This window comes from Brachybacterium sp., from assembly GCF_036379615.1.
GTDB lineage: Bacteria > Actinomycetota > Actinomycetes > Actinomycetales > Dermabacteraceae > Brachybacterium.
The window spans coordinates 1-24,551 of sequence record NZ_DASVGJ010000036.1; the positions used below are offsets into that span (position 1 = coordinate 1).

General features: G+C 71.3%; 21 protein-coding genes and 1 tRNA gene. 10 read left to right on the forward strand and 12 right to left on the reverse strand.

The features are described 5' to 3' along the window. On the reverse strand, positions 1–512 hold a 512-nt coding region (locus VF289_RS06515), incomplete at its 3' end, for a class I tRNA ligase family protein (RefSeq protein ID WP_330882299.1). A gap of 483 nt (positions 513–995) precedes the next feature. On the opposite strand from VF289_RS06515, the gene VF289_RS06520 reads away from it, so the two are divergent. Both VF289_RS06520 and VF289_RS06525 read left to right on the forward strand, forming a co-directional pair. Further along, complete coding sequence (locus tag VF289_RS06520; protein ID WP_330882300.1) at positions 996–1,211, forward strand: hypothetical protein; 216 nt, start codon at positions 996–998, stop codon at positions 1,209–1,211. A gap of 201 nt (positions 1,212–1,412) precedes the next feature. After that, positions 1,413–1,679 (forward strand): 2Fe-2S iron-sulfur cluster binding domain-containing protein, encoded by a 267-nt coding sequence (locus VF289_RS06525; protein ID WP_330882302.1) that lies wholly within the window; start codon positions 1,413–1,415, stop codon positions 1,677–1,679. 87 nt (positions 1,680–1,766) lie between these two features. Here VF289_RS06525 and VF289_RS06530 read toward each other — a convergent pair whose 3' ends face one another. From VF289_RS06530 to VF289_RS06555, 6 genes are all read right to left on the reverse strand, one after another. Further along, entirely contained in the window at positions 1,767–1,991 is a 225-nt protein-coding gene (locus VF289_RS06530; RefSeq protein ID WP_330882304.1) for a hypothetical protein, read from the reverse strand. A 329-nt stretch (positions 1,992–2,320) separates the two neighbouring features. Continuing rightward, positions 2,321–4,225 carry an ABC transporter ATP-binding protein gene (locus VF289_RS06535; RefSeq protein WP_330882306.1) on the reverse strand — a complete coding sequence of 635 codons (1,905 nt, stop codon included), beginning with the start codon at positions 4,223–4,225 and terminating at the stop codon, positions 2,321–2,323. After that, positions 4,225–5,064, reverse strand: a complete 840-nt coding sequence (locus tag VF289_RS06540; protein ID WP_330882308.1) for an SDR family oxidoreductase — start codon at positions 5,062–5,064, stop codon at positions 4,225–4,227. The genes VF289_RS06535 and VF289_RS06540 overlap by 1 nt, the downstream gene beginning before the upstream one ends. 63 nt (positions 5,065–5,127) lie before the next feature. Next, on the reverse strand, positions 5,128–6,033 hold the full coding sequence (locus tag VF289_RS06545) for a cation diffusion facilitator family transporter (protein ID WP_330882310.1): 906 nt from the start codon (positions 6,031–6,033) through the stop codon (positions 5,128–5,130). Next, positions 6,030–6,416, reverse strand: a complete 387-nt coding sequence (locus tag VF289_RS06550) for a metalloregulator ArsR/SmtB family transcription factor (RefSeq protein ID WP_330882312.1) — start codon at positions 6,414–6,416, stop codon at positions 6,030–6,032. The genes VF289_RS06545 and VF289_RS06550 overlap by 4 nt, the downstream gene beginning before the upstream one ends. 86 nt (positions 6,417–6,502) lie before the next feature. Further along, complete coding sequence (locus tag VF289_RS06555; RefSeq protein WP_330882314.1) at positions 6,503–7,762, reverse strand: dicarboxylate/amino acid:cation symporter; 1,260 nt, start codon at positions 7,760–7,762, stop codon at positions 6,503–6,505. A gap of 181 nt (positions 7,763–7,943) precedes the next feature. On the opposite strand from VF289_RS06555, the gene VF289_RS06560 reads away from it, so the two are divergent. From VF289_RS06560 to VF289_RS06580, 5 genes are all read left to right on the forward strand, one after another. After that, complete coding sequence (locus tag VF289_RS06560; protein WP_330882316.1) at positions 7,944–8,738, forward strand: ABC transporter permease; 795 nt, start codon at positions 7,944–7,946, stop codon at positions 8,736–8,738. After that, entirely contained in the window at positions 8,731–9,582 is an 852-nt protein-coding gene (locus VF289_RS06565) for an ABC transporter permease (protein ID WP_330882317.1), read from the forward strand. The genes VF289_RS06560 and VF289_RS06565 overlap by 8 nt, the downstream gene beginning before the upstream one ends. Beyond that, entirely contained in the window at positions 9,579–10,643 is a 1,065-nt protein-coding gene (locus VF289_RS06570) for an ABC transporter ATP-binding protein (RefSeq protein ID WP_330882319.1), read from the forward strand. Before VF289_RS06565 ends, VF289_RS06570 begins: the two co-directional genes overlap by 4 nt. Positions 10,644–10,763: 120 nt before the next feature. After that, positions 10,764–12,056, forward strand: coding sequence for a hypothetical protein (locus VF289_RS06575; protein ID WP_330882321.1), 1,293 nt, complete (start codon positions 10,764–10,766; stop codon positions 12,054–12,056). A 163-nt stretch (positions 12,057–12,219) separates the two neighbouring features. After that, on the forward strand, positions 12,220–13,278 hold the full coding sequence (locus VF289_RS06580) for a lipoyl protein ligase domain-containing protein (protein ID WP_330882560.1): 1,059 nt from the start codon (positions 12,220–12,222) through the stop codon (positions 13,276–13,278). A 297-nt stretch (positions 13,279–13,575) separates the two neighbouring features. On the opposite strand, the gene VF289_RS06585 is transcribed toward VF289_RS06580, so the two are convergent. Continuing rightward, positions 13,576–14,352, reverse strand: coding sequence for a metallophosphoesterase family protein (locus tag VF289_RS06585; protein WP_330882323.1), 777 nt, complete (start codon positions 14,350–14,352; stop codon positions 13,576–13,578). 461 nt (positions 14,353–14,813) lie between these two features. On the opposite strand from VF289_RS06585, the gene valS reads away from it, so the two are divergent. After that, on the forward strand, positions 14,814–17,492 hold the full coding sequence (valS, locus tag VF289_RS06590; protein ID WP_330882325.1) for a valine--tRNA ligase: 2,679 nt from the start codon (positions 14,814–14,816) through the stop codon (positions 17,490–17,492). Positions 17,493–17,892: 400 nt separating this feature from the next. On the opposite strand, the gene VF289_RS06595 is transcribed toward valS, so the two are convergent. Further along, positions 17,893–19,188, reverse strand: a complete 1,296-nt coding sequence (locus tag VF289_RS06595; protein ID WP_330882327.1) for a hypothetical protein — start codon at positions 19,186–19,188, stop codon at positions 17,893–17,895. Between the two features lie 166 nt (positions 19,189–19,354). Between VF289_RS06595 and VF289_RS06600 the strand changes: the two genes are divergently transcribed. Further along, positions 19,355–19,831: a PH domain-containing protein gene (locus VF289_RS06600; RefSeq protein WP_330882329.1), complete on the forward strand. Its 477-nt coding sequence runs from the start codon at positions 19,355–19,357 to the stop codon at positions 19,829–19,831. A gap of 95 nt (positions 19,832–19,926) precedes the next feature. Here VF289_RS06600 and selB read toward each other — a convergent pair whose 3' ends face one another. The 3 genes from selB to VF289_RS06615 all read right to left on the reverse strand — a co-directional run bounded on the left by selB (position 19,927) and on the right by VF289_RS06615 (position 23,318). Then, complete coding sequence (selB, locus tag VF289_RS06605) at positions 19,927–21,714, reverse strand: selenocysteine-specific translation elongation factor (protein WP_330882331.1); 1,788 nt, start codon at positions 21,712–21,714, stop codon at positions 19,927–19,929. Positions 21,715–21,716: 2 nt separating this feature from the next. Continuing rightward, positions 21,717–23,156, reverse strand: coding sequence for an L-seryl-tRNA(Sec) selenium transferase (gene selA, locus VF289_RS06610; protein WP_330882333.1), 1,440 nt, complete (start codon positions 23,154–23,156; stop codon positions 21,717–21,719). Positions 23,157–23,223: 67 nt separating this feature from the next. Further along, a tRNA-Sec gene (locus tag VF289_RS06615) sits at positions 23,224–23,318 on the reverse strand. Positions 23,319–23,394: 76 nt separating this feature from the next. On the opposite strand from VF289_RS06615, the gene selD reads away from it, so the two are divergent. After that, entirely contained in the window at positions 23,395–24,420 is a 1,026-nt protein-coding gene (gene selD / locus VF289_RS06620) for a selenide, water dikinase SelD (RefSeq protein ID WP_330882335.1), read from the forward strand. Positions 24,421–24,551: the final 131 nt, after the last annotated feature.

Here is a 24,551-nt window from a genome sequence, read left to right on the forward strand (position 1 = left end):
AGGGTCTTGAACGCCCACAGCACCGACTCCATAAAGGTGACGTCGAGGGTCTTGTAGTCGTTCTCGAAGTCGACCCACCGGGCCTGGCGGGTGACATAGTCCTCCCACTCCTTGGTGTACTTCAGCACCGACGCCTGGGCGGCGTTGTTGAACTCCTTGAGCCCCATCGCCTCGATCTCGGACTTCTCGGTCATGCCGAGCTCCCGCATCGCCTCGAGCTCGGCGGGCAGGCCATGGGTGTCCCATCCGAATCGGCGGTCCACCTTGTTCCCGCACATGGTGCGGAAGCGCGGGATGACGTCCTTGACGAAACCGGTGAGCAGGTGGCCGTAGTGCGGCAGCCCGTTGGCGAAGGGCGGGCCGTCGTAGAAGACGAACTCCTCGGCGCCCTCGCGCTGCGCGATCGAGGCGCGGAAGGTGTCGTCGGTGCGCCAGAACTCCTGGATCGCGTTCTCGAGCGCGGGCAGGTTCGGCGAGGGGACGAGGGAGTCTCCGGTGACCGGGTAGACCATGGGGGCGGACCTCCGAGGAACGTCAGGGGCGGCGAAAGGACGGCATGCGCTCCGAGGACGCTTCCCGACCCGGGGGTCGGTGGCGCGGTACCACCTCGGTTGATGCCTCGCGCCGACGGATGCGACGCAGGGGCCTCCCCTTGTTCCTCAGCTGTGACGGGCTGGTCCCGGCGGGTTCTACTGCGCTCGAGCCCGAGGGCGGTGAGCGGTTCTTCCCGCGGCTCTCCGGTGATGGCCGGGTCGATGCCGATGGCGAGCAGTGTACGTGCCCGCCGAGCCGCGGTCACCCCTGCTCCGGGCCGACGAGACACGGGGAACAGCCGGACGCACAGGCGGTGCCCCGGCAGGAGACGGCCACGGGCAGGCCGCCGCCGCCGTGATCCCAGCGGATCAGTGCCTGATGCACAGCACCTGCCCAGCTGAGGACGGTCGAATGGGGTCCGACGGCACGAGGGTGCCGCCGCCCCAGCTGGAGGAGACGAGATGGACGATCACCCCCGACCCCGACGGTTGCGCGCGACGGCCGGCACCTCCGCGATGGGCGCTGCGGCGCTGCTGGTCCTCAGCTTCGGACCGTCCGCCCTGGCGGTCTCCCCCACCCCCACCACCGCCGCGCCGCCGCGCGCCGCGGTCTCCTCCCCGGCACCGCTCACCTCGCCCCCGCTCACGGCCCCGCGTCCCGGCGACGAGGACCGCTGAGCCGCTGAGCCGCTGAGCCGCTGAGCCGCTGGGCCGCTGGGCCGCTGGGCCGCTGGGCCGCTGGGCGAGTCTCCGGCCGGCGACGGCCGAGCCGGAGGAGGCACGGGTCACCTCGTCGCGGCCCGGATGTCGTGGAACACTGGGACCTCCACGGTTCCGCCCTGATCCGGGGCGGACGACGCAGAAGCAGCGAGGTTGTCGATGTTCGGAGAGCCCTTTACCGCCAAGTGCCTGAAGTCCGGGATCACGGTCGAGGTCGGCGAAGGTCAATCCCTCCTCCAGTCACTGCTCGACGCCGGCGTCTCGATGGACTACTCCTGCGAGGGCGGCGTCTGCGGGACCTGCGTGGTGCCGCTGGTCTCCGGCGAGGTCGAGCACATGGACGAGTTCCTCATGGAGGACGAGCAGGAGGATCAGATGATCACCTGCGTCTCGCGGGGTGAGGGCGAGATCGAGATCGACGTCTGAGCATTCTCCCGGCCGCGCTCACGCCGTGAGTCGCCGCGCCGGCTGAGCGGACGCGGCGCTCAGAGCCCAGGGTTCAGAGCCCGGGGATCAGAGCCTGGGGCCGGCGACGATCCACGCCGTCACCACCAGGACGATCAAGGCCGCGGCGCTCCCGATCGCGAGGGGCAGTGCGAGGCTCGGACCGGTCACCAGCAGGATGAGCACCCCGAGCGCGGCCACGGCCAGCAGGAGCGAGAAGAGCATCGGGCGACCCATGGCGGGCTTGGGCCCGCGCAGCCGGTGTGCGGCGTCCTGGGGATGCGTGATCGCCATGCTGGGGTCCTCTCCGCCCTGGTGATCCAGGAGCGTTGCGGCGGTGGGAGCCCCCGCACGGTGCGGGACGAGCTCCGATGTCCCGATCATCTCCCGGACGGCATGGCCCCCACATCCTGCGCAGGGTGGAGATGCGCCTCCCCCTTTGGTCGTACACCCGGGTCCCCCTCCTTCGGCCGCCGAACACCCGGAGCCCGGTCGCTCGGCTCCCCATCGCTCGGCTCCTGACCGCTCAGCGCCTGACCGCTCGGTGCCTGATCACTCTGCGCCTGACCGCTCGGTGCCCGATCACCCAGCGCCCGATCGCCCAGCTCCCGATCGCCCGACTCTCAATCGCCCGGCGCCGACTCCGCCTCGTCCTCGCGCCAGGCGTCCTGCCGAGCGAGCTGGGAGAAGAGTCCGCCGGCGGCCACCAGCTCCTCGTAGGTGCCGCGCTCCACGATGCGCCCGGCCTCCATCACCAGGATCTGGTCCGCATGGCGGATGGTCGAGAGGCGGTGTGCGATCGAGACGGTGGTGCGACCGCGTGCGGCGGCACCCAGTGCCCCGGACATCGCGCGCTCGGTGGCGACGTCGAGGGCGGAGGTCGCCTCGTCCAGCAGCAGCACTGGAGGGTCGCGCAGGATCGTGCGGGCCAGCGCCAGGCGCTGCTTCTCCCCGCCGGAGAAGCGGTAGCCCCGCTCCCCCACCACGGTGCCGTACCCGTCAGGAAGGCTCATGATGTGGTCGTGGATCTGGGCGATCCGGCAGGCGGCCACGAGCTCCTCCTCGCTCGCCCCGGGCCGGGCGAAGCGCAGGTTCTCCGCGACGCTCGCGTGCAGCAGATAGGTCTCCTGCGTGACCACGCCGATGCTCGCGGCGAGGGATTCCATGGTGATCTCCCGCAGCTCGTGACCGTCCAGGGTGATCCGCCCGGCGGTCGGCTCGTAGAGCCGGGCCATCAGATAGCCGGTGGTGGTCTTGCCGGAGCCGGTCGCTCCCACCAGGGCGGTGTGCTTCCCGGCCGGGACCACCAGCTCCAGTCCGTGCAGGGCCGGCTCCTCGGATCCGGGATAGGCGAAGGTGACGGCCTCGAAGCGGATCTCTCCGCGCACCGCGGTGGGGTCCAGAGCCACCGCGTCAGGAGCATCCTGGATGAGGATCGGTGCATCGAGGTACTCGAAGACCCGCGTGAACAGTGCCAGGGAGCTGTTGACCTGGTTCGCGACCCGCAGCAGCCCGTTCAGCTGCGGGAACAGGCTCGACTGCAGCGCGATGAAGGCGACCAGGGTGCCGATGGTGACGCCCTGCCCGTCGGGATCGGAGAACAGCAGGTGACCGCCGAGCAGATAGGTGAGCGCCGGGAACAGCGCCATCAGGGTGGTGAACACGGCCATCTGCCAGCGGCCCGCCATCGTGGAGCGCACCTCGAGGTCCGCGAGCTCTCGGGAGTCGGCGGAGAAGGTGCGGGTCAGGGCCTCGGTGCGGCCCATGGTCACCCCGAGCAGGATCCCCGAGACGGACAGCGACTCCTGGATCCCGGCAGAGAGATCCGCGGCCTTCTCCTGTCGGGCGCGAACGATCTCGCGGCGACGTCGGCCCACACGACGATTCATCCAGACCGCGAAGGGCAGCGCCACGAGCGAGAACAGGGTCAGGCGCCAGTCCAGGGCCGCCATCGCGACCAGGGCCATCAGCACGCCCGCTCCGGCGGAGACGATCTGCGTCATCACCGAGGTGACCACCGCCTGCATCGACCCGATGTCGGAGAAGATGCGGGACTGGACCTCCCCGGTGCGGGTGCGGGTGAAGAAGCCCAGGCCCATGCGCTGCAGGTGGGAGAAGACGGCGACCCGCAGATCGTGCATGACGGACTGTCCCACCCGGGTGGAGAGCATCGACTGGGTGACTCCGAGGGCGCTGGAGACCACGGTGACCGCGATCAGCCCGCCGACGGACCAGGCCAGCACATCGGCCCGCTGCTCGGGCAGGGCGACGTCCACGATCTCGCGGATCAGGAACGGGGAGACCACTCCGGCGGTCGCCGCCAGCACGATCAGCAGCAGCACGGCGGCGAGCGTGCCGCGGTAGGGGCGGAACAGGGCCAGCACGCGCCGCACATCGGGACGCTGCCCGGGCGCGAGTCCCAGATCCTCGCCGGGCCGCCCGCCCGCGCCCTCGGCGCGCATGCCCCCGCCGCCCAGGCCGCCGCCGCCCATGCCGCCGCCGGGAGCGCCTCCTCCGCCGAAGGTCATCAGACCCCGCGGTGGCGAGCGACGCGGTGCGCCGCGGCCTGGGCCAGGGGGCGCACGGTGACGAGGTCGAGGTTCACATGATGCGGGGCATTGAGCGCGTAGGAGATGACGTCGGCGCAGTCCTCCGCCGTCAGCGGCTCCTCGACCCCGTCGTAGACGGCGTCGGCCGCGTCCTGGTCCCCGAGCCGCACCAGGGAGAACTCCTCGGTGCGGACCATGCCGGGGGCGATCTCGATGACCCGCACCCGCTCGCCGTTCAGCTCGAGCCGGAGGGTGCGGGCCAGCATGTGCTCGCCGGCCTTGGCCGCGTTGTAGCCGGAGCCGCCCGGATAGGGCTCGTGCGCGGCGACGGAGGTCACGAAGAGCACGTCGCCGCGGCCGCTGCGGCGCAGCGCGGGCAGCAGGGCGCGGGTCACCCGCAGTGCCCCGAGCACGTTGGTCTCGTACATGCTCTGCCACTTGCCCAGATCCGCCTCGGCGACGGGCTCCACGCCGAGTGCCCCTCCGGCGACGTGGACGACGGCGTTCAGGGTGTCGCCGAAGAGCTCCTGCGCCCGCTCGGCGAGCGCGGCGACGGAGTCCTCATCGGTCACGTCCACGCCGAGCACGGCACAGCCCGTCTCCTCGGCGAGAGCGCGCAGCCGCTCCTCGCGGCGGGCGACGGCCAGCACCTCCCAGCCGTCGGCGACCAGGCGCTGCGCCGTCGCGCGGCCGATGCCGGAGGAGGCACCGGTGACGACGGCGGTGAGGCGGGCCGGGGCGCTCGCGGTGCTCACGGCGTCGCCAGCACTCGCGCTGTCGGAGGAGTTCGCACTGTCGGAGATGTTCGGGGTGGTCATGGGCTCAGCGTACGCGTGCGCCGTCGGCCCCGAGAGGGCGATCCGCGCACCCCGCGCAGGAGCTCACCAGCCGATCTCGAGGCAGCCGTGATGGTCGGTGGGCTCGGTCTGGACGGTCGCGTGCGCGATCCCGTGGGTGGTGCTGAGCATCTCCTGGGCGGCGTCGAGCACCGGGTGAGGATCCACCGCCGCCTCCACGACCAGGTGCACGGTGGCGACCTCCATCCCCGAGGTGAGGGTCCACAGGTGCAGATCGTGCACGTCGGAGACGCCCACGATCGCGGCGAGGTCGCGGCGCACCAGCTCGGGGTCGATCCCGGCCGGAGCGGCCTGACCGAGCACGCCGAGCACTTCACGGGCCAGGAGCACGGCGCGCACCGCGATGAAGGCACCGACGGCGAGCGCGACCGCCGTGTCGATCCAGGTGGCACCGGTGACGCGCAGGAGCACGGCGGCGACGATCACCCCGATCGAGCCGACTGTGTCCGCCATGACCTCGAGGTATGCGCCCTTGACGTTGAGGCTCTCCCCGGCGCCGCCGTGCAGCATCACCAGCACGGCGAGGTTCACGATCAGCCCCAGGACCCCGACCACCAGCATGGGGCCGGTGTCGATGTGGACCTCGCGGCCCAGGCGCCCGATCCCGGCGATCACGACCGCGGCCGCGACACCCAGCATGATCAGCACGGCGAGCAGGGAGGCGAACACCTCGATCCGGTAGTGGCCGAAGGTGCGCCGACCGCTGCGGTCCGGGCGCACGGCGATGACCGTCGCGGCGAGCGCGGCCGCAAGGGTGACGACGTCCGCGGCCATGTGCCCGGCGTCGGAGAGGAGCGCGAGGGAGCCCGTGAGCAGTCCAGCCACCAGCTCGACGACGAAGAAGCCCCCGATCAGGACCAGGGCGAGAGCGAGACGCCAGCGATGGGCGCCGCCGGCGTGGCCGACGGGAGGGCCGTGGCTGTGGCTCACGGGGTCGCCCTCCTGCCCGCGCTCCGCTCGGGGTGCTCCATCTCGCTGTGCGCAGTGTGGGAGATCGCGAGGTCCAGCAGCATGCGCACGTGCGGGTCGTCGAGACGGTAGAAGGCCCGCCGGCCCTCACGACGCACGGCGACGATCCGATGGGCGCGCAGCAGCTTCAGGGCGTGCGAGACGGCGGACTCCGAGTGCTCGGTGACCTCGGCCAGATCGCTCACGCACAGCTCCCCCTCGAGCAGGGCGACCAGCAGCCGCAGCCGCGAGGGGTCGCCGAGCAGGGAGAACACGTCGGCGACATCGGCGACCGCGGCCGGTGCGGGGAGGCGGCCACGGAGCGAGTCCAGGGCCCGGACCTCGACATCTGCACGATTGCTCATATGTGCAGTGTGTCAGATGTGGGGGCGGGGGTCCACCCCGGCAGCCACCCCCGCCGCCGTCGACCGTGAAGAGATCCGACGGCGGCTCAGACGCCGTGCACCTGCGGGTGGTGCTGCTCGGCGAGGTCACCGGAGACCCGGCCCTTGGACAGCTTCGTCATGACGGCGGCGATGGCTCCGTCGCCGGTGACGTTGGTGGCCGTGCCGAAGGAGTCGATCGCGATGTAGGCCGCGATCATGAGCCCCACCGCGGCCTCGCCGAAGCCCAGCATCGAGGCGAGCACACCGGCAGCAGCCATGATCGCGCCGCCCGGGACGCCCGGGGCCGCGATCATCACCACGCCGAGCATGAACACGAAGCCGATCAGCGCACCGAGGTTCAGCGGCATGCCGGTCACGATCATGATCGCGACGGCGAAGGTGGTGATCTTCAACGTCGAGCCGGCCAGGTGGATGGTGGCGCACAGCGGCACGACGAAGTCGGCGATCGCGTCGGGGATGCCGTTGCGCTTGGCGCACTCGGTGGTCACCGGAATGGTCGCGGCCGAGGAGCTGGTGCCGAGCGCGGTCATGTAGGCCGGCAACATCGTCCACAGCATCCTCAGCGGGTTGCGGCGCATCGCCCAGCCGGCGACGCCGTACTGCGCCAGCAGCACCACGACGGTCATGACGAGCACCAGCACGATCACGGCGAGGAAGGTGCCGATGACGGTCCAGATCTGACCGTTCATGGTCAGACCCAGGAACATGCCGAAGATGTACAGCGGCAGCAGCGGGATGATGACCGCCTCGATGATGCGCACGATGATCGTGCGCAGCTGCACGAAGGACTCCTGGAGCGCGCCCTTGCTCACCAGAGTCAGGCCGATGCCCAGGCAGAAGGAGAGCACCAGCGCCGTCATCACGTCGAAGACCGGCGGGATCTCGATCCCGAAGTAAGGCGCGATCGCGGAGTCCTCGGGATTCTCCAGCGCGTCGATGCTCGCCCCGTCCAGCATCGACGGCAGCAGCAGCAGCGAGAGGATCAGCGCGAACAGCCCGCACAGGATCGTGGAGAGGTAGGCGATCCCGGCTGTGGCGACGAGCATCCTCCCGGCGCCGCGGCCGAGCTCGCCGATCGCCGGGGTCACCAGGCCCACGATGATCAGCGGGATGAGGAAGCCGAGGAACCCGGAGAAGAACCCGTTGAACGTGGTGAATACGCGGGCGACCGCCTCGGGCAACACCAGGCCCAGCAGGATGCCCAGCACAATGGCGACGAGGATCCGCGGCAGCAGACCGACACGCTTCCGGCGCGGCGCGGGCGGGGAGGAGGGGTCGACGACGGTGTCGGAGGAGGAGGTCATGGGTCTGCTCTCACAGGCGGAGGGTGGGGAACCGGGCCAGCGTAGACGTGACGGGGACGGTCCCCATGCCGGGCCGAGCCGATGCGCTCGGCGCACCGGCGGGCAGAGAGATCCCATCCCAGGTGGGCGCATCGCGGGTGCACTCTTGTGGCACGTCCCACAGATCGTTAGGCTCGCGCGGGTGCCCACGTACTGGACGATCGCCGCCGCGTCCTTCCGCCAGTACTCGACCTACCGTCTGGCGACCGCCGCCGGGGTCTTCACCAACTCGGTCTTCGGCCTCATCCGTGCCTCGATCCTGTTCGCCGCGATCACGACCGCCGGCGGCGAGCTCAGCGGGTACACGATCGCCCAGGCGGCGACCTATGTGTGGCTGGGACAGGCGCTGCTGGCCCCGATCGAGGCCTTCGGCACCCGGGAGGTCTCCCAGCGGGTCCACCAGGGGGACGTGGCGATCGACCTGCTGCGCCCCACCTCATTCCTCGGGCTGTTCTACGCGCAGAAGCTGGGACGCGCCGGCTTCCTGCTGCTGGGCCGCGGAGTGCCGCCGCTGCTGATCGGTGCACTGATCACCGGCCTCGCCCTGCCGGAGGATCCGCTGTCCTACCTGCTGGGTGCGGTCTCCCTGCTGCTGGCGATCACGGTGGCGTTCTTCGCCGACATGCTGGTGAACCTCGCGGCATTCTGGCTGCTGGAGACCCGAGGCCTGACCGTGGTCTACACGGCGGTGATGAACCTGCTGTCGGGCTTCCTGATCCCGATCGTGTGGTTCCCGGACTGGCTGCTCGCCCTCGCCCGGGCCACCCCTTTCCCCTCGATGATCCAGACCCCGATCGACACCCTCTCCGGCCGGGTGCCGCCGCTGGAGGCGCTGCCTCTGCTGGGGACGCAGCTGGGCTGGACCGCGGTGCTCACCGCCGCGGCGCTGCTGATGCTGCACGCCGGGGTGCGGAGCGTGGAGGTGCAGGGTGGCTGAATCCTCCCGTCCCGTCGGCCGGCCGGATCCCGCGGATCGCCCCGTCTCCACGGCCCGGATGGTCCGGACCCTGTACGGCTCCCGAATCCGCTCGCAGGCGAGCTTCCGCACCAGCTTCCTCGCCGACATCCTGGGTCAGGTGCTGGTGGTGGGCACCGAGTTCCTCGAGCTGTGGGTGATCCTCTCCCAGGTCAGCACGCTCGGCGGGATGACCCTGCCGCAGGTCGCGGTGGTCTACGGGCTCGGCGCCCTCGCCTTCGGGATCGGGGACATGCTCTTCGGGGAGATCGACGGCCTCTCCGCCCAGATCAAGTCCGGGAAGCTCGAGACCCTGCTGATCCGGCCCGTGCCGGTGCTGCTGCAGATCTCGAGCCTGGACCTCTCGCTGCGCCGCATCGGACGGATCGTGGTGGGCCTGGGCATGTACGTCACCGCGCTCGCGATCGCCGGCTTCGCGCCGACCCCCACCACGCTGCTGCTGGCCGTGCTCGCCCCGCTGGCGGGTGCGTTGCTCTTCGGCGCCCTGTTCACGGTCGCCGGCGCTCTGCAGTTCTGGCTGGTGGACGGCCGGGAGTTCGCGAATGCCTTCACCTACGGCGGCAACTACGTCGCCACCACTCCCGGCGCAGTGTTCGCGCTGCCGCTGCGAGCCTTCTTCACCTTCGTCATCCCGGCGACGCTGATCGCCTACGCCCCCACCCTCGTGCTGCTGGACCTTCCCGGTCCGGCCCTGATCCCGGCCTGGGCCGGCTGGCTGGGCCTGCCGGTCGCGCTCCTGGCCTGGAGCATGGCCGCTCTGCTCTGGCGCGCGGGGATCCGCAGATACACAGGAGCCGGTGGATGAGCACCCCTGAACACTCCCGCCATGGTCCGTCGACCTCCCCGCCCGGCGGCACTGCGCCGCCGGACGCACGCGGGAGCGCCTCGGAGAGCGCACCGGCCGTCGTCCTGGATCGGCTGCGCCGGGACTACGTCGTCCGCGCGCCCGTCGCGGGCTCCCGTCGTCGCCGGCGACAGGTCGTGAGGGCGGTGGACGATGTCTCCCTGCGCATCGAGCGCGGTGAGACGGTGGGCTTCGTGGGCGCGAACGGAGCCGGGAAGTCCACCACCATCAAGATGATGACCGGGATCCTGCAGCCCAGCTCCGGCACGGTCCGGGTGTTGGGCCGGGACCCGGTGCCGGAGCGGCGCCACCTCGCCCGGGAGATCGGAGTGGTCTTCGGCCAGCGCTCCCAGCTGTGGTGGGACCTGCCGCTGCGGGACAGCTACCGGATCCTGGCCTCGATGCACCGCCTCACCGACCGTGTCCGCGAGGCACGGCTGGAGCGGCTGGTGGAGGGGCTGGATCTCGGCGGGTTCCTGAACCGGCCCGTCCGGCAGCTCTCGCTCGGCCAGCGCATGCGCGGCGAGGTCGCCGCGGCGCTGCTGCACTCCCCTGGGCTGGTCGTGCTCGACGAGCCGACGATCGGTCTGGACATGGTCTCCAAGGAGGGCTTGCGCCGCTTCCTGCGGGAGGACCGGGCCGAGCGCGGCACCACCCTGTTCCTCACCACGCACGACATGGGGGACGTGGAGCGGCTGTGCGATCGGATCGTGGTGGTCAACTCCGGCACGGTCGCCTACGACGGGCCTCTGGAGTCCTTCCGGGAGCGCCTCGGCGCGCCCCGCGAACTGACCGTCGACCTCGAGGAACCCGCCGCCGCGCTGGACCTGCCGGGGACGGCGAGCACCCTGGCCGTCGAGGCGGACGGGATCCGACACCGGATCGCGTTCTCCGGTGCGGAGCTGACCGTGCCGGCCCTGCTCACCGCGATCAATCGCCAGGCGGAGGTTCGCGATCTCGCGCTCACCGAGCCCGCGATCGAGGACCTGGTGCGGCAGATCTACGCCCGCGATCGCCGCTGAGCCGGACGCCGACCGACACGCCAGCCCCACGACCTGCGCCGATACCTCGTATGCAGGGTGAATACTGAGCGACTACCGTGCGGCGGAGCGACGTCCTGCACGTCCTGGAGAAGGAGGATCATGGCACGCTCGTACGCCACCGTCGGACAGATGCTCACCTATGCCGTGGATCGCTCCGCCCTCTCCCCGGACCTCGAGCCGCCGGCGGAGCGCCACGTACGGGTCGAGGTGATCCTGCGGCACATGCTCGAGTTCGTGCTGATGTCCCCGCGCAGCCGCGACGCCTTCCTGCGCACCATCGCGGGCACGGAGCACACCACCGGCTCCATCGCGGCTGCTCCGAGGTTGCGCAAGAGCTCCTCCGATCTGGTCGCGGAGCTGCTGCCCACCTCGAGCGAGACCGACGACGGCGCCCGCCTGGGGATCGCCCTGCGCGTCGGCGGCCCCTTCTCCGTCGCCCGCCTGCAGGAGATCCGTGCGGCCCTGGGCCCGTCCTCCCATCATCTGCTGGTCGCGATCGCCCGGCACACGGACCGCGACGAGCTCGACGGCGAGCTGCCGGACGGGGTCATCGCCACCAGCTGGGCGCGCGTGGGCCGACGGATGCCGAAGGCCGACCCCGGCCACGCCCATCTCTGGGAGACCCTCGCCGAGGTGGGAGAGAACGCCGGGCGGCCCGTCGTCCAGTACCCGGTGGACGCGAAGAAGCTGCTGACCAAGACCTCGACCGCCCGCGAGTTCCGGGCCCATCTGGATGTGCTCCGGCAGGCCAGCCGCAGCCTGCTGGGCACCAGTGCGCACTTCTCGACCCGACGCGGACAGACCGACGCCCATCTCCAGGCGGGGGTGGGACGGCTCCGCACGGGCCTCGAGTTCGGGGAGGTCGAGGACGGCACCCCCGTGCACTTCCGACGCACCGGGGAGGAGCCGGTGCCGCTCGGCATCGGCCGCCTCGAGACCGACGAGGAACGAGGCGACGCCCGGGCCCGTCTGGACGGGCTCGCCCGACGGACCGCCTGGCGCACCGAGACGGGGCGCCCGCCAGGACGGGGTGAGCTCATCGGCTCCCCGGCCTCCCCCGAGCTGGAGGGGGCGCGCCTGCTGCTGTGGGCGCTCTTCAACCCCATGCTGCTGCGCGATCGCGGTTTCGAACCGGCCTCGTCCCGCCGTCAGCCCGCCCTCACCGCGACCTCGATGGGACTGCGGCTGCTGCACCGCGGCGACGAGTCCGGCACGGAGTACCGCCTCTGGGTGGGCGGGGATCGCGAGTGGACGAACCTCATCCCCCGCGTCACCCGGGAGGGGACCTCCCAGCGCCCCGCCGAGACCTACGCGGTCGCCCCGCGCAAGAGCCAGTCCACCGCGGACTTCGTCTGGGAGGTCCATCGCGCGCTGCGGTCGCTCACGATCTGAGGCGCCGCCGCCGAACAGTGCCGCCGCCGCCGACCCGGGATGCTGCTCATGAACAGGACCGCCGGGCAGCTCATGCGGGACAATGGCAGGCATGGAGAGAGCAGGCATTGAGAGAGCAGGCATGGACGAGCACAGCGACGAGACCGTCGCTGACGGCACCGTGATGAACGGCCAGTACAAGGTGCGCGGCGGCAAACTGGTCTCGGTGGATGTCACGGTCACCGACGGCCGGATCGCCACCGCCCATGTCTTCGGGGACTTCTTCCTCGAGCCGGATGACGCCCTCGAGGATCTGAACGCCGCCCTGGTCGGCATGCCGACCGAGGCGACCGCGGCAGAGCTCGGCTCGGCGCTGACCGCGAGGCTGGAGGCCCGCCCGGAGCCGGTCTCGATGATCGGCTTCTCCGTCGAGGCGGTCGCGATCGCGGTGCGCCGGGCGCTCGGGCACGCGACCAGCTGGGACGACCTCACCTTCGACGTGATCGGTCCGCGGGTGCTGCCGCCTGTGATGCACGTGGCGCTGGACGAGGTGCTGCCGAACGAGGTGATCGCCGGGCGACGCAATCCGCACTTCCGGATCTGGGACTGGGACTCCCCGCTGGTGGTGATCGGCTCCTATCAGTCGCTGCGCAACGAGGTCGATGCCGAGGGTGCGGCGAGGCACGGCATCGGGGTGGTGCGCCGCATCACCGGCGGCGGGGCGATGTTCATGGAGCAGGGCAACTGCATCACCTACTCCCTAGTGGTGCCGACCTCCCTGGTGGAGGGGCTGACCTTCGAGCAGGCCTACGCGTACCTGGACGACTGGGTGATGGGAGCCCTCGCGGAGATCGGGGTCAGGGCCCACTACGTCCCGCTGAACGACATCGCCTCCGAGCAGGGCAAGATCGGCGGCGCCGCCCAGCGCCGCTTCGCCGGCGGGGTGCTGCTGCACCACGTGACGATGAGCTACGACATCGACGCGGACAAGATGGGCGAGGTGCTGCGGATCGGCCGGGAGAAGCTCTCCGACAAGGGCACCCGCAGCGCGAACAAGCGCGTGGACCCGATCCGATCGCAGACGGGCATGGCGCGGGACCAGATCATCGACGGCTTCCTGGACTTCTTCCGCACCCGCTACGACACCGTCGGCTCCGAGTACACCGAGGACGAGCTCGCCAGGGCCCGCGCGCTGGTGGAGACGAAGTTCGGCACCGAAGAGTGGACCGCGCGGGTGCCGTGAGCCGTGGGCGCGAGCCAGCGCCTGCCGCGAGCGGCCCCGGCCTGCGTCAGGCCACCCTCGGCAGCCCGCTCGAGGCCGCCCCTCCGCCGGCCAGCGCCAGCACGCGACGTGTCGCCGAGCGGCCTATGGCGAGGCCAGCTGGCATATATGCCACCGTGCGCCGCCATGGGCCGGCCCAGACCACCTCGCCCCTCCCCATGGGCCGGCCCAGAGCTCGGGCGCTCCAGACGACTGCCCGCGGCAGGGGTTGTGCATCGGAGATGGCCGGTATCTCGGTGATCAGGGCGAGATCGGTGTTCAGAGCGAGAGGAGCCCTCGCGCGGCATGCTCGCCGCGATACACACCCGTGCGCAGCTCGATCTCGTAGGCCTCGAGCTCGGGCATGCACAGGGCACGGGCCGCATCGATCTCGGTCTGCGCGTCATAGGGCACCCGGACGAACTGCACCCCGAACGGGACATCCTCGCCGTCGGCTCGCGCCGTCTTCGCGTGCCCCTCCAGGATCACGTAGGAGGGCGTCGGATCGTCGAGCTGATTGCCGACGCTGCCGGCGTTCACCAGCACCCCCTCGACTCCGGACCTCAGGTACGGCTCATGGATGTCTCCGTAGACGACGACGTCGGCACGGGGGAGCTCGCCGGTGAAGGGCGTGGGCTCGAACATCATCGCGAACTGCTCCGCGCTGTGGTCCCGGTGCACACGGGTGAACTCGTCGATCGGCGAGGCGTGCAGCAGGCGCACTCGTCGGCCTGAGAGCTCCACGTCGACGCTGCCGGGGACGCCGAGCAGCCATCGCCTGTCCTCAGCGGTCAGCTCTCCGCGCCACCAGGCGTGCGCCTCGCCCCGGCTCTCTCCGTCACCGGCGACGAACACCTCCCAGTTTCCGCGCACGGTGGCCTCGCAGCGTTCCCGGGTCAGCGCCGTGCAGGCGGAGCCGCGGGGTCCTTTGCCCACCACATCACCGAGATTGATGACGCGGGAGATGCCCCGCGCGGCGATATCGGCGAGCACCGCCTCGTAGGCGGTGAGGTTGCCATGCACGTCAGAGACCAGGGCGAGGCGTTCCAGAGCCATGCCCCCACCGTACGGGGCGCGGGCGGATCAGATGCGGGGACACGGCAGCCAGTCACTTCCGTCTCTCGCCGACTGCCGCCGCCACGCCAGCACCCGGCACCTCCCGACGCCCGCCAGCCTCCGCCCCGCGTCACGCGATGTCCTGCCGGCACCCCGCCGCGTGTCACACGATGGCCTATGCCGCCGTGAGGTGGCATATACGCCACCTCACGGCGCTATAGGCCCTCCCACGACATCCGACGACGGCAGCGCCGGCCGGGGCCGGGCCGGCCAGGGCCGGGCCGGGGGTAGGGTCGGGTCGGGGGCGGGTCGGGGCCGGGCCAGGCCGGGCCGGGCCAGGCCGGGGTCGGGCCGGGTCGGGTCGAGTCCCGTCGGGCCCCGCGCGTGCCCTCGGCACGCGAGGGCGCTCACACTGTCGCCGCCTGCGTTGCACGGCGTCGCAGACCTGGAACAATGTCCCCATGACCGATACCGCACCGCGCCCTGATTCCACGATCCCGGACCGCCCCTCCCTCGAGGGTCTCGAGGAGAAGTGGGACGGCGTATGGAGCGAGCAGGAGCTCTACGCCTTCGATCCGGAGACCACGCGTGACCAGGTGTTCAGCGTCGACACCCCGCCGCCCACGGCGTCGGGCTCCCTGCACATCGGCCACGTCTTCGGCTACTCCCAGGCGGACATGATCGTGCGCTACCAGCGCATGCGCGGCAAGAACGTGTTCTATCCGCTGGGCTGGGACGACAACGGCCTGCCCACCGAGCGCCGCGCCCAGAACTACTACGGCGTGCGCTGCGATCCCACGTTGCCCTATGACCCGGACTTCACTCCCCCGCAGGAGGGCGGCTCGAACAAGTCCGCGAAGGCCGCGAACCAGCTGCCCATCTCGCGGCGCAACTTCATCGAGCTGTGCGAGCAGCTCACCACGCTGGACGAGAAGTCCTTCGAGGAGGTCTTCCGCACCCTGGGCCTGTCGGTGGACTGGAAGCACAGCTACCAGACGATCAACGCCCGCTCCCGCGCCACCTCCCAGCGCGCCTTCCTCGAGAACCTCGAGGCGGGCCAGGCCTACCAGTCCGAGGCCCCCACCATGTGGGACGTCACCTATCGCACCGCGGTGGCTCAGGCCGAGCAGGAGGACCGCGACCGCGAGGGCGCCTACCACCGCATCGGCTTCACCCGCACCGCTGCCGGGGCCGGTGAGGACGCGACCGTCTACATCGAGACCACCCGCCCCGAGCTGCTTCCCGCCTGCGTCGCGCTCGTCGCGCACCCCGACGACGAGCGGTACCAGGGCCTGTTCGGCACCACCGTCACATCTCCCCTGTTCGGGGTCGAGGTGCCCGTCCTGGCGCATCCCCTCGCCCAGCCGGACAAGGGCGCCGGTATCGCGATGATCTGCACCTTCGGCGACGCCAATGACGTCACCTGGTGGCGCGAGCTGTCCCTGCCCACCCGCTCCGTGGTGGGGCGCGACGGCCGCTTCCTGCCCGAGGCGCCGTGGATCACCACCGCCGAGGGGCAGGCCGCCTACGCCGAGCTCGCGGGACTGACGGTGTTCAGCGCCCAGAAACGCGTGGTGGAGATGGTCACCGAGTCCGGCGACCTGGTCGGCGAACCGACGAAGATCTCCCACCCCGTGAAGTTCTACGAGAACGGCGACAAGCCGCTCGAGTTCGTCACCTCTCGCCAGTGGTACCTCACCAACGGTGGCCGCGACACCTCCGAGGGCGGGCTGCGCGACGAGCTGATCGCCCGTGGCGAGGAGCTCACCTGGCATCCCGCGTACATGGAGTCCCGCTACCGCAACTGGGTGGAGGGCCTGACCGGGGACTGGCTGATCTCGCGCCAGCGCTTCTACGGCGTGCCCTTCCCGGTCTGGTATGCGGTGGGCGCCGACGGCGAGACCGACTACGACACCGTGCTCACCCCGTCGGTCGAGGCGCTGCCGATCGACCCCACGATCGATGTTCCCCGCGGCTACACCGAGTCCCAGCGCCATCAGCCGGGCGGCTTCGTCGCCGACCCGGACATCCTCGACACCTGGGCGACCTCGTCGCTGTCCCCGCAGCTGGCCGGCGGCTGGATCGACGAGGACGGGGACCTGTTCGACAAGGTCTACCCGATGGACCTGCGTCCGCAGGGCCACGACATCATCCGCACCTGGCTGTTCTCCACGATCGTGCGCTCCCACCTGCAGCAGGATGCGCTGCCGTGGAAGCACGCCTCGATCAATGGCTGGATCCTGGACCCGGACCGCAAGAAGATGTCGAAGTCCAAGGGCAACGTGGTCACCCCGCTGGGGCTGCTGCAGCAGCACGGCTCCGACGGGGTGCGCTACTGGGCCGGGCGGGCACGTCAGGGCGTGGACACCGCCTTCGACGAGGGGCAGATGAAGATCGGTCGCCGCCTGGCGATCAAGATCCTCAACGCCTCCAAGTTCGCGCTCGGCTTCGGTGCGGCGCCCGCCGATCCCGCGGGCCGTCTCGCGGCGGATCCGGCGGTGGTCACCGATCCGCTGGACCGGGCCCTGCTCGCGCAGCTGGCGACCGTGGTCGAGCAGGCCACGGCGGCCTACGAGGACATGGACTACGCCCGTGGCCTCGAGGTCGCCGAGCCGTTCTTCTGGGCGTTCTGCGACGACTACATCGAGCTGGTCAAGGAGCGCGCCCACGGCAACTCGCCCGATGGTGAGGCCGGTGCCGCCTCCGCACGCGCGGCCCTCGCGATCACTCTCGAGGTGCTGCTGCGCCTGTTCGCCCCCGTGGTCGTGTTCGCGACCGAAGAGGTCTGGTCGTGGTGGCGCGGTGGCAGCGTGCACACCCAGGCCTGGCCCGAGGCCGCTCCGCTGCGGGAGGCCGCTGCCGGTCAGGATGCGGCGCTCGTGGACACCGTGGCACAGGCAGCGATCACGCTGCGACGCATCAAGTCCGACGCGAAGGTCTCCCAGAAGACCCCGATCCTGTCCGTCACCGTCGTGGCCCCGCAGGCGGCGCTCGCCCATCTCGAAGCCGCCGCCGATGACCTGACGGCGCTGGGACGGATCGAGCAGCTCGAGCTGGCCGTCGGGGAGGGCGAGGAGATCCTCACCCGCGACGTCGAGCTCGGCGAGCCGCCGGTCAAGCAGCCCCGGAACCAGGGCTGACCCCTTCGCGGCGGCCACGAAGGGCTCTCCATGCGCTCTGTCGCCGTCCGTGCAGGATCGAGCACCTCGCTCCTGTAGGACGCGGCGGCGCTCGTCGTCATCGGATTCTTCACGGCGCTGTTCTCCGTGGCGCTACTGTTCCGCGGGGGGCTGGTGAGTGCCCTGCTCGTGGCGTTGTTCGGGCTCCTGGTGATCACGGCACCCGTGGTATCTGCGGGCCGGGGACACCGTCCTCAGTGCCCACCAGCAGTGGCTCGCCGAGCACCCTCCGCAGGGTCGCTGACCGTCCGGACAGCGGCGGACGGCAGCGGCTGGATCGAAGGGGCTGACGGGGATCGTGCCCCCACCGCACGGTCCGAGCGCTGATCACCAGAGTCGGGGCGGTGCCGTTCTCACGGGATCAGAAGGGCCAGTTGTCGGCAACCCAGTTTCCCGCGTCGCGGGCTGCACCCGAGGCGTCGCTCAGGGCGTCGTCGATGTTGTAGTCGCCCGGGGTGAAGGTATCGACGATCTCGTTGGGGTGGATGGCCACCGTGAGGTCGCCGGTCACCCCGCCACCCAGTGCGACCTCACCTCCGATGCCGAAGGAGATCTCATCGGTGGAGAAGGCGCCGCCGGTGTCCCCGCCGATGCCCGCACCGGCCTGAGCACCGGCAGAGCCTTCCGCGAAGAACCATCCACCAGGTGATGTCTGTTCGAAGGTGGCAGCGCCCTCCGCCCCCGCGAAGGCGGAGGCTCCCGCACCCCACTCCGCACCGTTGATCTGACCGTTCTCGTTCCGTGTGAGATTCGCGTAGGCGTTCGCTTCGGCATGGGCGCCCGCATACCCCTCGACACCCAGTTCATTGCTCGCCCCGAACGGCCCATGGGCCGTCACCGACAGATCCCCATAGGCGCCGATGCCGGCTCGCGCGCCCCCGCTCACACCATCAGGACCGCCACTGACCCCAGCCTCTGCATACGCCTCGGCGCCCACGCGCCCTCCGGCGGAGAGCAGCGGCTCGCCGTCGGGCCCGTACAGGGCTTCGTCAAGACCGACCTCCGCACCGGCGCGTGCCCCGGCGCTCGCTGTGTAATTGCCGAACTCGTCCTGGGTGACGTGGGCACCTGCGCTCGCCCGAGCCTCCGCACGGACGTCGACATAGCCCGCATCGTTCTCGATCTCCCGACCCTCCCAGTAGGAGCCGCCCGCATCGTGCTGCCCGATCGGTCGACCGTCGGCCGCGACCTGCCCCTCGCCGAAGTCGTCTTCGGCGCCGAACATGGACTGGTCCCCGGTCGCGCCTCCGCCGGTGAACCAGTCATCGAGCCCGTCGGCGACATCCCGGATGACGTCGGGGGTGAGCGGGGATCCGGGCACCGGTCCGACGATCGGGGGCATGTCGTCGAGGAGGTCGCGGAGACGGTCGAGAATGCCACCGCCGTCGCCGCTGCCGGAGGCCTCGTCCTGCTCGTCGGCGTTCTTGTCCAGCTCGTCCCCATGACCGCGGACCTCGTCCGAGGCCGAGCGAAGGCCCGGCTCGACGCTCCCGTGCCAGAGGTCGCGGAAGGCGTCGGCGTCCGGTCCGACCCATGCCACTGCGTCGATGAGGGCCCTCGCCCGCTCTGTCACCTCGAGGATGCTCTCGGCACCCTGCTTGCACGCTGTGCCGTGCCCGCGCATCTGCTCGGTGTCGCCGCCGTAGAAGCCCGCCATGCCGTCCACCCTCGATCGTTGCTCACCCTGATCTCTCCAACGCTAGCCCGAGCCCGGACCGACGACCATGGGGACAACTCCCCACCGGGCCCGCCCAGGGTGCTGGACCCCGACGGCAGGCAGTAATGTGGCATGGTCCGTTCACCATCCCAGCTCGGAGAGCACAGTGCCCACGACCATCCGCAGCAATGACTCACGGATAAACTTCTTCGTCGGTCCCCTGGTGATCCTGATCGGGATCGGGGGAGCGCTCACGGCGGTGATCCTGTCCATCGCGATGCAGACCGCATGGTTCCTGATGCTATTCATCCCCGCTCTGCTCGGCGTGGGCGGAGGACTGTTCATCCTCTGGATCGCCCGCCGCGCCCGACTCGTGATCGACGACGACGGCTTCCGGTGGTGCGGCTTCCTCGGAGCGGAGCAGTCCCTGCGCTGGGAGCAGGTGCACCAGCTGCTCCCGCCCCCGGCGAACCAGAAGCAGACCGTCCTGGTCGCCCAGCTGCACGACCGTCGACAGGTGCCGGTCAGGGCCCTGTGGACGTCGCAGACCTCCCCCGCCGCACTCCTGGGGGCAGCGGACCACAGCGAGGCGCAGAACGCGCTGCTCGACGCACACAGGGCCTGGCTCGCGGCGCGGCGCTGACCTCTGTCCCCCGCCAGCAGGCGCGCATCGCCGTACGGCCCAGGCACACGGCGCCGTACGGCAGAGCAGAGCACTCAGCACTCAGCGCTCAGCGCTCAGCGCACGATCTCGCGGAGTCCGGCCGTCACCCGTCGGGTCCATCCCCGGCTGTCGAGATGCTCGAGCAGCGGGATCACAGTCCGACGAGTGGTGCCCAGGGCTCGGCGCGCCGTACTGGCGGTGAAGGGCTGGGGCAGCGCCGCCAGTTCCCTCATCGCCAGCGCCGGTGAGCTCGGCAGCAGGACCACCTCTCCGGGCAGGCGCAGCAGGCGTCCCTGTGCTGCAGCCGCGGCGAGCTCGCGCGGTCCGAGGTGCAGTGCGGCGAGTTCCTCCGCCTCCGGTGCCGCGAAGGGGGCGATGAGCAGCCGCTGCTCGAGGGAGGAGATGCCGGCCTCCGCGGCACCGAGCCCTCTCGCGACGGAGCCGTCGAGCACGCGGCCGTCGCGTCGCTCGAGGCCTGCGGCAGCGATGACGGTGTCCAGCAGCGTGGCATCGGGCAGGGCGAGTGCATCGACCGCTGCTTTGCGGGGGATGCCTGAGGAGAGCGGATCTGAAGCGCGGTCCCGGTCCAGCAGAGCGTGCAGCTCTGTGGTCCAGCGCCCGAGCGCGTCGGTCGAGAACAGCCAGCCCTGCGCTCTGTGGAGACCTTCGGGGAGCGGGGACCGCACGATGATCCCGAAACGCTCGAGCGATGCCTCCCGCAGCGCGCCCCGTCGCTGCACCTCCACTCCGGCATCACCACCTGCGGGCATCGATTCCAGGGTGGCACGGCGGCGCGCACCGTCCCCGCGGCGCCCGAGCACGGGCGGATCGACGTCGAGCACCAGCGCACCGCCGTGCACCGATCGACTGCCGCTGCCCCGGAGCACGATCGGGTCCCCGACTCTCACCGGGAGCGGTCGCGCCAGGGTGAGCCGGGCATGGTCCGCGCCGAAAGGGCGCACCCTGGCAGGGACAGCAGCGGTGCCCATATGGACCATGATCTCGGGCGCGGCATCGTCCAGCGCTCGCCCCGTCGTCCGGCGCACATCCAACTGAGCGGTGATCTCCCAGGCCCCGGGGGTGAGCAGCGCGTCACCGCGCCCGATCTCCTCGGTGCTCACGCCGCGCAGGTTCACCGCGGCACGACTCACCGGACCCAGCTGCTCGAGCGCCCCACCCCGACTCTGCACTCCGCGCACCACCACGTCGCGGCTGAGCCCCGCCCCGCACAGCGCCAGCTGGTCTCCTCGGCGCAGCGTGCCGGCGGCGAGTGTCCCGGTGACCACGGTGCCGGCGCCGGAGATGCTGAAGGCGCGGTCCACCCAGAGCCGCACCCTGTGATCCGCCTCGGGCGCTCGAGCAGCGGCGACGACGGCGTCCAGCTGGTTCCTCAGCTCGCTCAGCCCCTGCCCCGTGACCGCGGAGACCGCCAGGGCGGGGGCATGGGCGAGACCGGTTCCGGACAGCTCCGCACGGGCCTGGGCAATGACGTCCGCGACCCGCTCCGGAGCCAGGTCCCTGCGGGTGACGACGATCAGGCCCTGGTCGATGCCGAGCGCGGCCAGCGCGTCCCGATGGTCGCTGGACTGGGCCTGCCAGCCCTCGTCGGCCGCGACCACGAAGCACACGATCGGGGCGGGGCCGAGGCCGGCGAGCATGTTGCCGAGGAAGCGCTCGTGGCCGGGGACGTCGACGAAGGAGATCTCGGCGCCGGAGGGAAGGGCGGTCCAGGCGAAGCCGAGGTCGATGGTCAGCCCGCGGCGCCTCTCCTCGGCCAGACGATCCGGCTCGATCCCGGTGAGGGCTCTGATGAGAGTCGACTTGCCATGGTCGACGTGCCCAGCCGTGGCGATGACCTGCACGGTCAGTGACCTGCAGGGGTGTCGGACCGGCCAGGACCGGGCAGGGCGGGGCCGCGCAGGGCGGAGCCGGGCGAGGCAGACCCGGGCGAGGCTGCCCCGGGCGCGGCAGACCCGCGGAGCACGGCACGAGCTGCGGTCACCGCGGTGGCCACGCGCTCATCCGCCTCGGCAGGGAGGCAGCGCAGATCCAGCAGACAGTCGCCGTCCCGCACGGTGGCGACCACCGCCGGATCACCGGTGCGCAGCGGGGCGGCGAGCTCTGCCTCGAGGGCGAGCGCCCAGCCGGGCAGCGGCACCTCGGCCCCTCCCCCGCCGCCGACGCGACCTTCATGGACGAGCACTCGCCCACCTACCTGTGCGGCGAGGCGCTCGGTGCGCTCGCGCACGGCGTCCGGGTCCTGGCGCAGCGCCTCCAGCACCGGAGGGACGGGCCCGGTGAGGGTCGCCTCGAGCGCGGCGAGGGTGAGCTTGTCCGCGCGCACGGCGCGGGCGAGGGGGTGGCGGGCGAGGCGGGCGATGATCTCGGAGCTGCCCAGCAGGATCCCGGCCTGGGGGCCGCCGAGCAGCTTGTCGCCGCTGGCGATGACCAGGTCGGCGCCGTCCCGCAGAGCGGTGGCGGCATCGGGCTCCTCGGGCAGTCCGGGTTCGGGACGCAGCAGCCCGCTGCCGAGATCCGCGATCAGCGGGAGCCCGGCCTCGCGGCAGGGGCCGACGAGCTCGCTCAGGCCCACCTCGGAGGTGAAGCCGATGACGCGGTAGTTGCTGGTGTGGATCCGCAGCACGCACCCTGTCTCGGGGCCGATCGCCTTCGTATAGTCGGCGAGGTGGGTGCGATTGGTGGTGCCGACCTCGCGCAGGCCCGCACCGGTGGAGGTGATCAGCTCCGGCAGGCGGAAGCCGGCACCGATCTCGATCATCTCGCCGCGGCTGAGCACCACCTCGCCGCTGCCGGCGAGCGCCGTCACGGCCAGCAGCAGGGCGGCGGCGCCGTTGTTGACGACCAGGGCATCCTCGGCCTCGGGGCAGGCGGCGAGCAGCGCCGCCCGGGCACCGGCTCCGCGCCGGGAGCGGGCGCCGGTGCCGAGATCGAACTCGACGTCGGTGTACCCGGCGGCATCCTGGAGCGCTGCGCGCGCGGCGTCCGAGAGCGGCGCCCGGCCGAGGTTCGTGTGGACGATGACCCCGGTCGCGTTCAGGACCGGGCGCAGGGAGGTGGCGGAGCGGTCCCCGAGAGCGGCGAGGATCTCGCCCTCGACCTGCTCGGGGGTGATCTCCCCTGCCCGGGCACGGTCCTGGGTCGCGCGCACGATGCCGACCACCACGCGCTCGCTCAGCGTGCGCGCCGCCCCCGCGATGTCCGGATGCGCCAGCAGGTGGTCGGTGCGCGGGATCCGTCGGCGCGGGTCCGAGCTCTCCTCACCGGGCTGCGGGGGCACGGGCACGGGATCTCCTGGGGCTGGCTCGGTGGTGGGGCTGGCTCGGTGACGTCGTCATGGGACGACGAAGGATTGGCGGAGGCGGACGGGAATCGAACCCGCCAGACCGAGATGCTCGGTCTCACCGGTTTTGAAGACCGGGGCGCCCACCAGGACACGTACGCCTCCGCGTTCCAAACTATCACCGCCGGACCAGGGACGACTCGGCCTGTCACCTCCAGGCGGGACGGCCTAGGCTCGAGCCATGAGCGAGAACCCGATCCGGCCCGTGTCCCAGCCCGCGATCCGACTGACCACGATGGCGCACGGTGGCGGCTGCGCCTCGAAGATCCCGCCCGGAGAGCTGGAGGACGTCGTGTCGGCGTTGGCCGGCCAGCAGTACGACCAGGTGATCGTGGGCCTGGAGGACGGCGACGACGCCGCCGCGGTGCGGATCGGTGGGCCCGACGGGAACACCGCGGTGCTCTCCACCGCGGATTTCTTCACCCCGGTGGTGGACGACGCCTTCGACTGGGGTCGCATCGCGGCCGCGAACGCCCTCTCCGACATCTATGCGATGGGAGGTGAGCCGGTGGTGGCGATCAACCTGGTGGGCTGGCCTCGCGGGGTGCTCCCCTACGAACTGCTGCAGCAGGTGCTCGCGGGCGGGCTCGAGATCGCCGGTGAGGCGGGAGTGCCGGTGATCGGCGGGCACTCGGTCGACGATCCGGAGCCCAAGTACGGCATGGCGGTCACCGGCACCGCGCATCCGGACCGCCTGCTGCGCAATGACGCCGCCGAGGCAGGGCTGCCGATCACGCTGACCAAGCCTCTCGGGGTGGGTCTGTTGAACAACCGGATGAAGTCCACCGGTGAGGTCTCCGCCGCGGCGATCGCGTCCATGACGGCACTGAACCGGGACGCCTCGCGGGCCGCGCTCGCAGCTGGGGCGCGAGCGGCGACCGATGTGACCGGCTTCGGACTGCTGGGGCACCTGTTCAAGATGGGCCGCGCCTCCGAGGTGGGAATGGTGATCGACCGGAGCGCCGTGCCCCTCGTGGAGGGGGCGGCCGAGGCGCTGCGCGACGGCTACGTCTCCGGAGGGACCCGGCGGAACCTGGAGTGGGTGCAGGCGAGCGGTCAGCTGCGTGCCGGGGCCGGCACCTCCGAGGACGATCTGCTGCTGCTCGCGGATGCGCAGACCTCGGGCGGGCTGCTGGTGATCGGTGAGGTGCCCGGCTTCCCGATCATCGGCGAGACGGTGGAGGGTGCCGGGATCGACGTGCGCTGAGATGCCGGCACGCCCACCCTTCCAGAGAGAACGCCCTCATCAACGTCACAAAGCGGGGTGAATGGCTCGGTCTATCGCCCCGCTGTGCGTCACTGGCGCGGGGCGAGGGCTGCCCCGTGAGTGCGCGGGGC

What these genes read in the sequence shown, in the direction of transcription:
- VF289_RS06570 (WP_330882319.1), top strand. Translation starts at nt 9,579, where the DNA reads ATGAGCACCCCTGAACACTCCCGCCATGGTCCGTCGACCTCCCCGCCC.
- selD (WP_330882335.1), top strand. Translation starts at nt 23,395, where the DNA reads ATGAGCGAGAACCCGATCCGGCCCGTGTCCCAGCCCGCGATCCGACTG.
- VF289_RS06530 (WP_330882304.1), bottom strand. Translation starts at nt 1,991, where the DNA reads ATGGCGATCACGCATCCCCAGGACGCCGCACACCGGCTGCGCGGGCCC.
- VF289_RS06575 (WP_330882321.1), top strand. Translation starts at nt 10,764, where the DNA reads ATGGCACGCTCGTACGCCACCGTCGGACAGATGCTCACCTATGCCGTG.
- valS (WP_330882325.1), top strand. Translation starts at nt 14,814, where the DNA reads ATGACCGATACCGCACCGCGCCCTGATTCCACGATCCCGGACCGCCCC.
- VF289_RS06520 (WP_330882300.1), top strand. Translation starts at nt 996, where the DNA reads ATGGACGATCACCCCCGACCCCGACGGTTGCGCGCGACGGCCGGCACC.
- VF289_RS06525 (WP_330882302.1), top strand. Translation starts at nt 1,413, where the DNA reads ATGTTCGGAGAGCCCTTTACCGCCAAGTGCCTGAAGTCCGGGATCACG.
- VF289_RS06540 (WP_330882308.1), bottom strand. Translation starts at nt 5,064, where the DNA reads ATGACCACCCCGAACATCTCCGACAGTGCGAACTCCTCCGACAGCGCG.
- VF289_RS06580 (WP_330882560.1), top strand. Translation starts at nt 12,220, where the DNA reads ATGAACGGCCAGTACAAGGTGCGCGGCGGCAAACTGGTCTCGGTGGAT.
- VF289_RS06535 (WP_330882306.1), bottom strand. Translation starts at nt 4,225, where the DNA reads ATGACCTTCGGCGGAGGAGGCGCTCCCGGCGGCGGCATGGGCGGCGGC.
- VF289_RS06555 (WP_330882314.1), bottom strand. Translation starts at nt 7,762, where the DNA reads ATGACCTCCTCCTCCGACACCGTCGTCGACCCCTCCTCCCCGCCCGCG.
- VF289_RS06595 (WP_330882327.1), bottom strand. Translation starts at nt 19,188, where the DNA reads ATGGCGGGCTTCTACGGCGGCGACACCGAGCAGATGCGCGGGCACGGC.
- VF289_RS06550 (WP_330882312.1), bottom strand. Translation starts at nt 6,416, where the DNA reads ATGAGCAATCGTGCAGATGTCGAGGTCCGGGCCCTGGACTCGCTCCGT.
- VF289_RS06585 (WP_330882323.1), bottom strand. Translation starts at nt 14,352, where the DNA reads ATGGCTCTGGAACGCCTCGCCCTGGTCTCTGACGTGCATGGCAACCTC.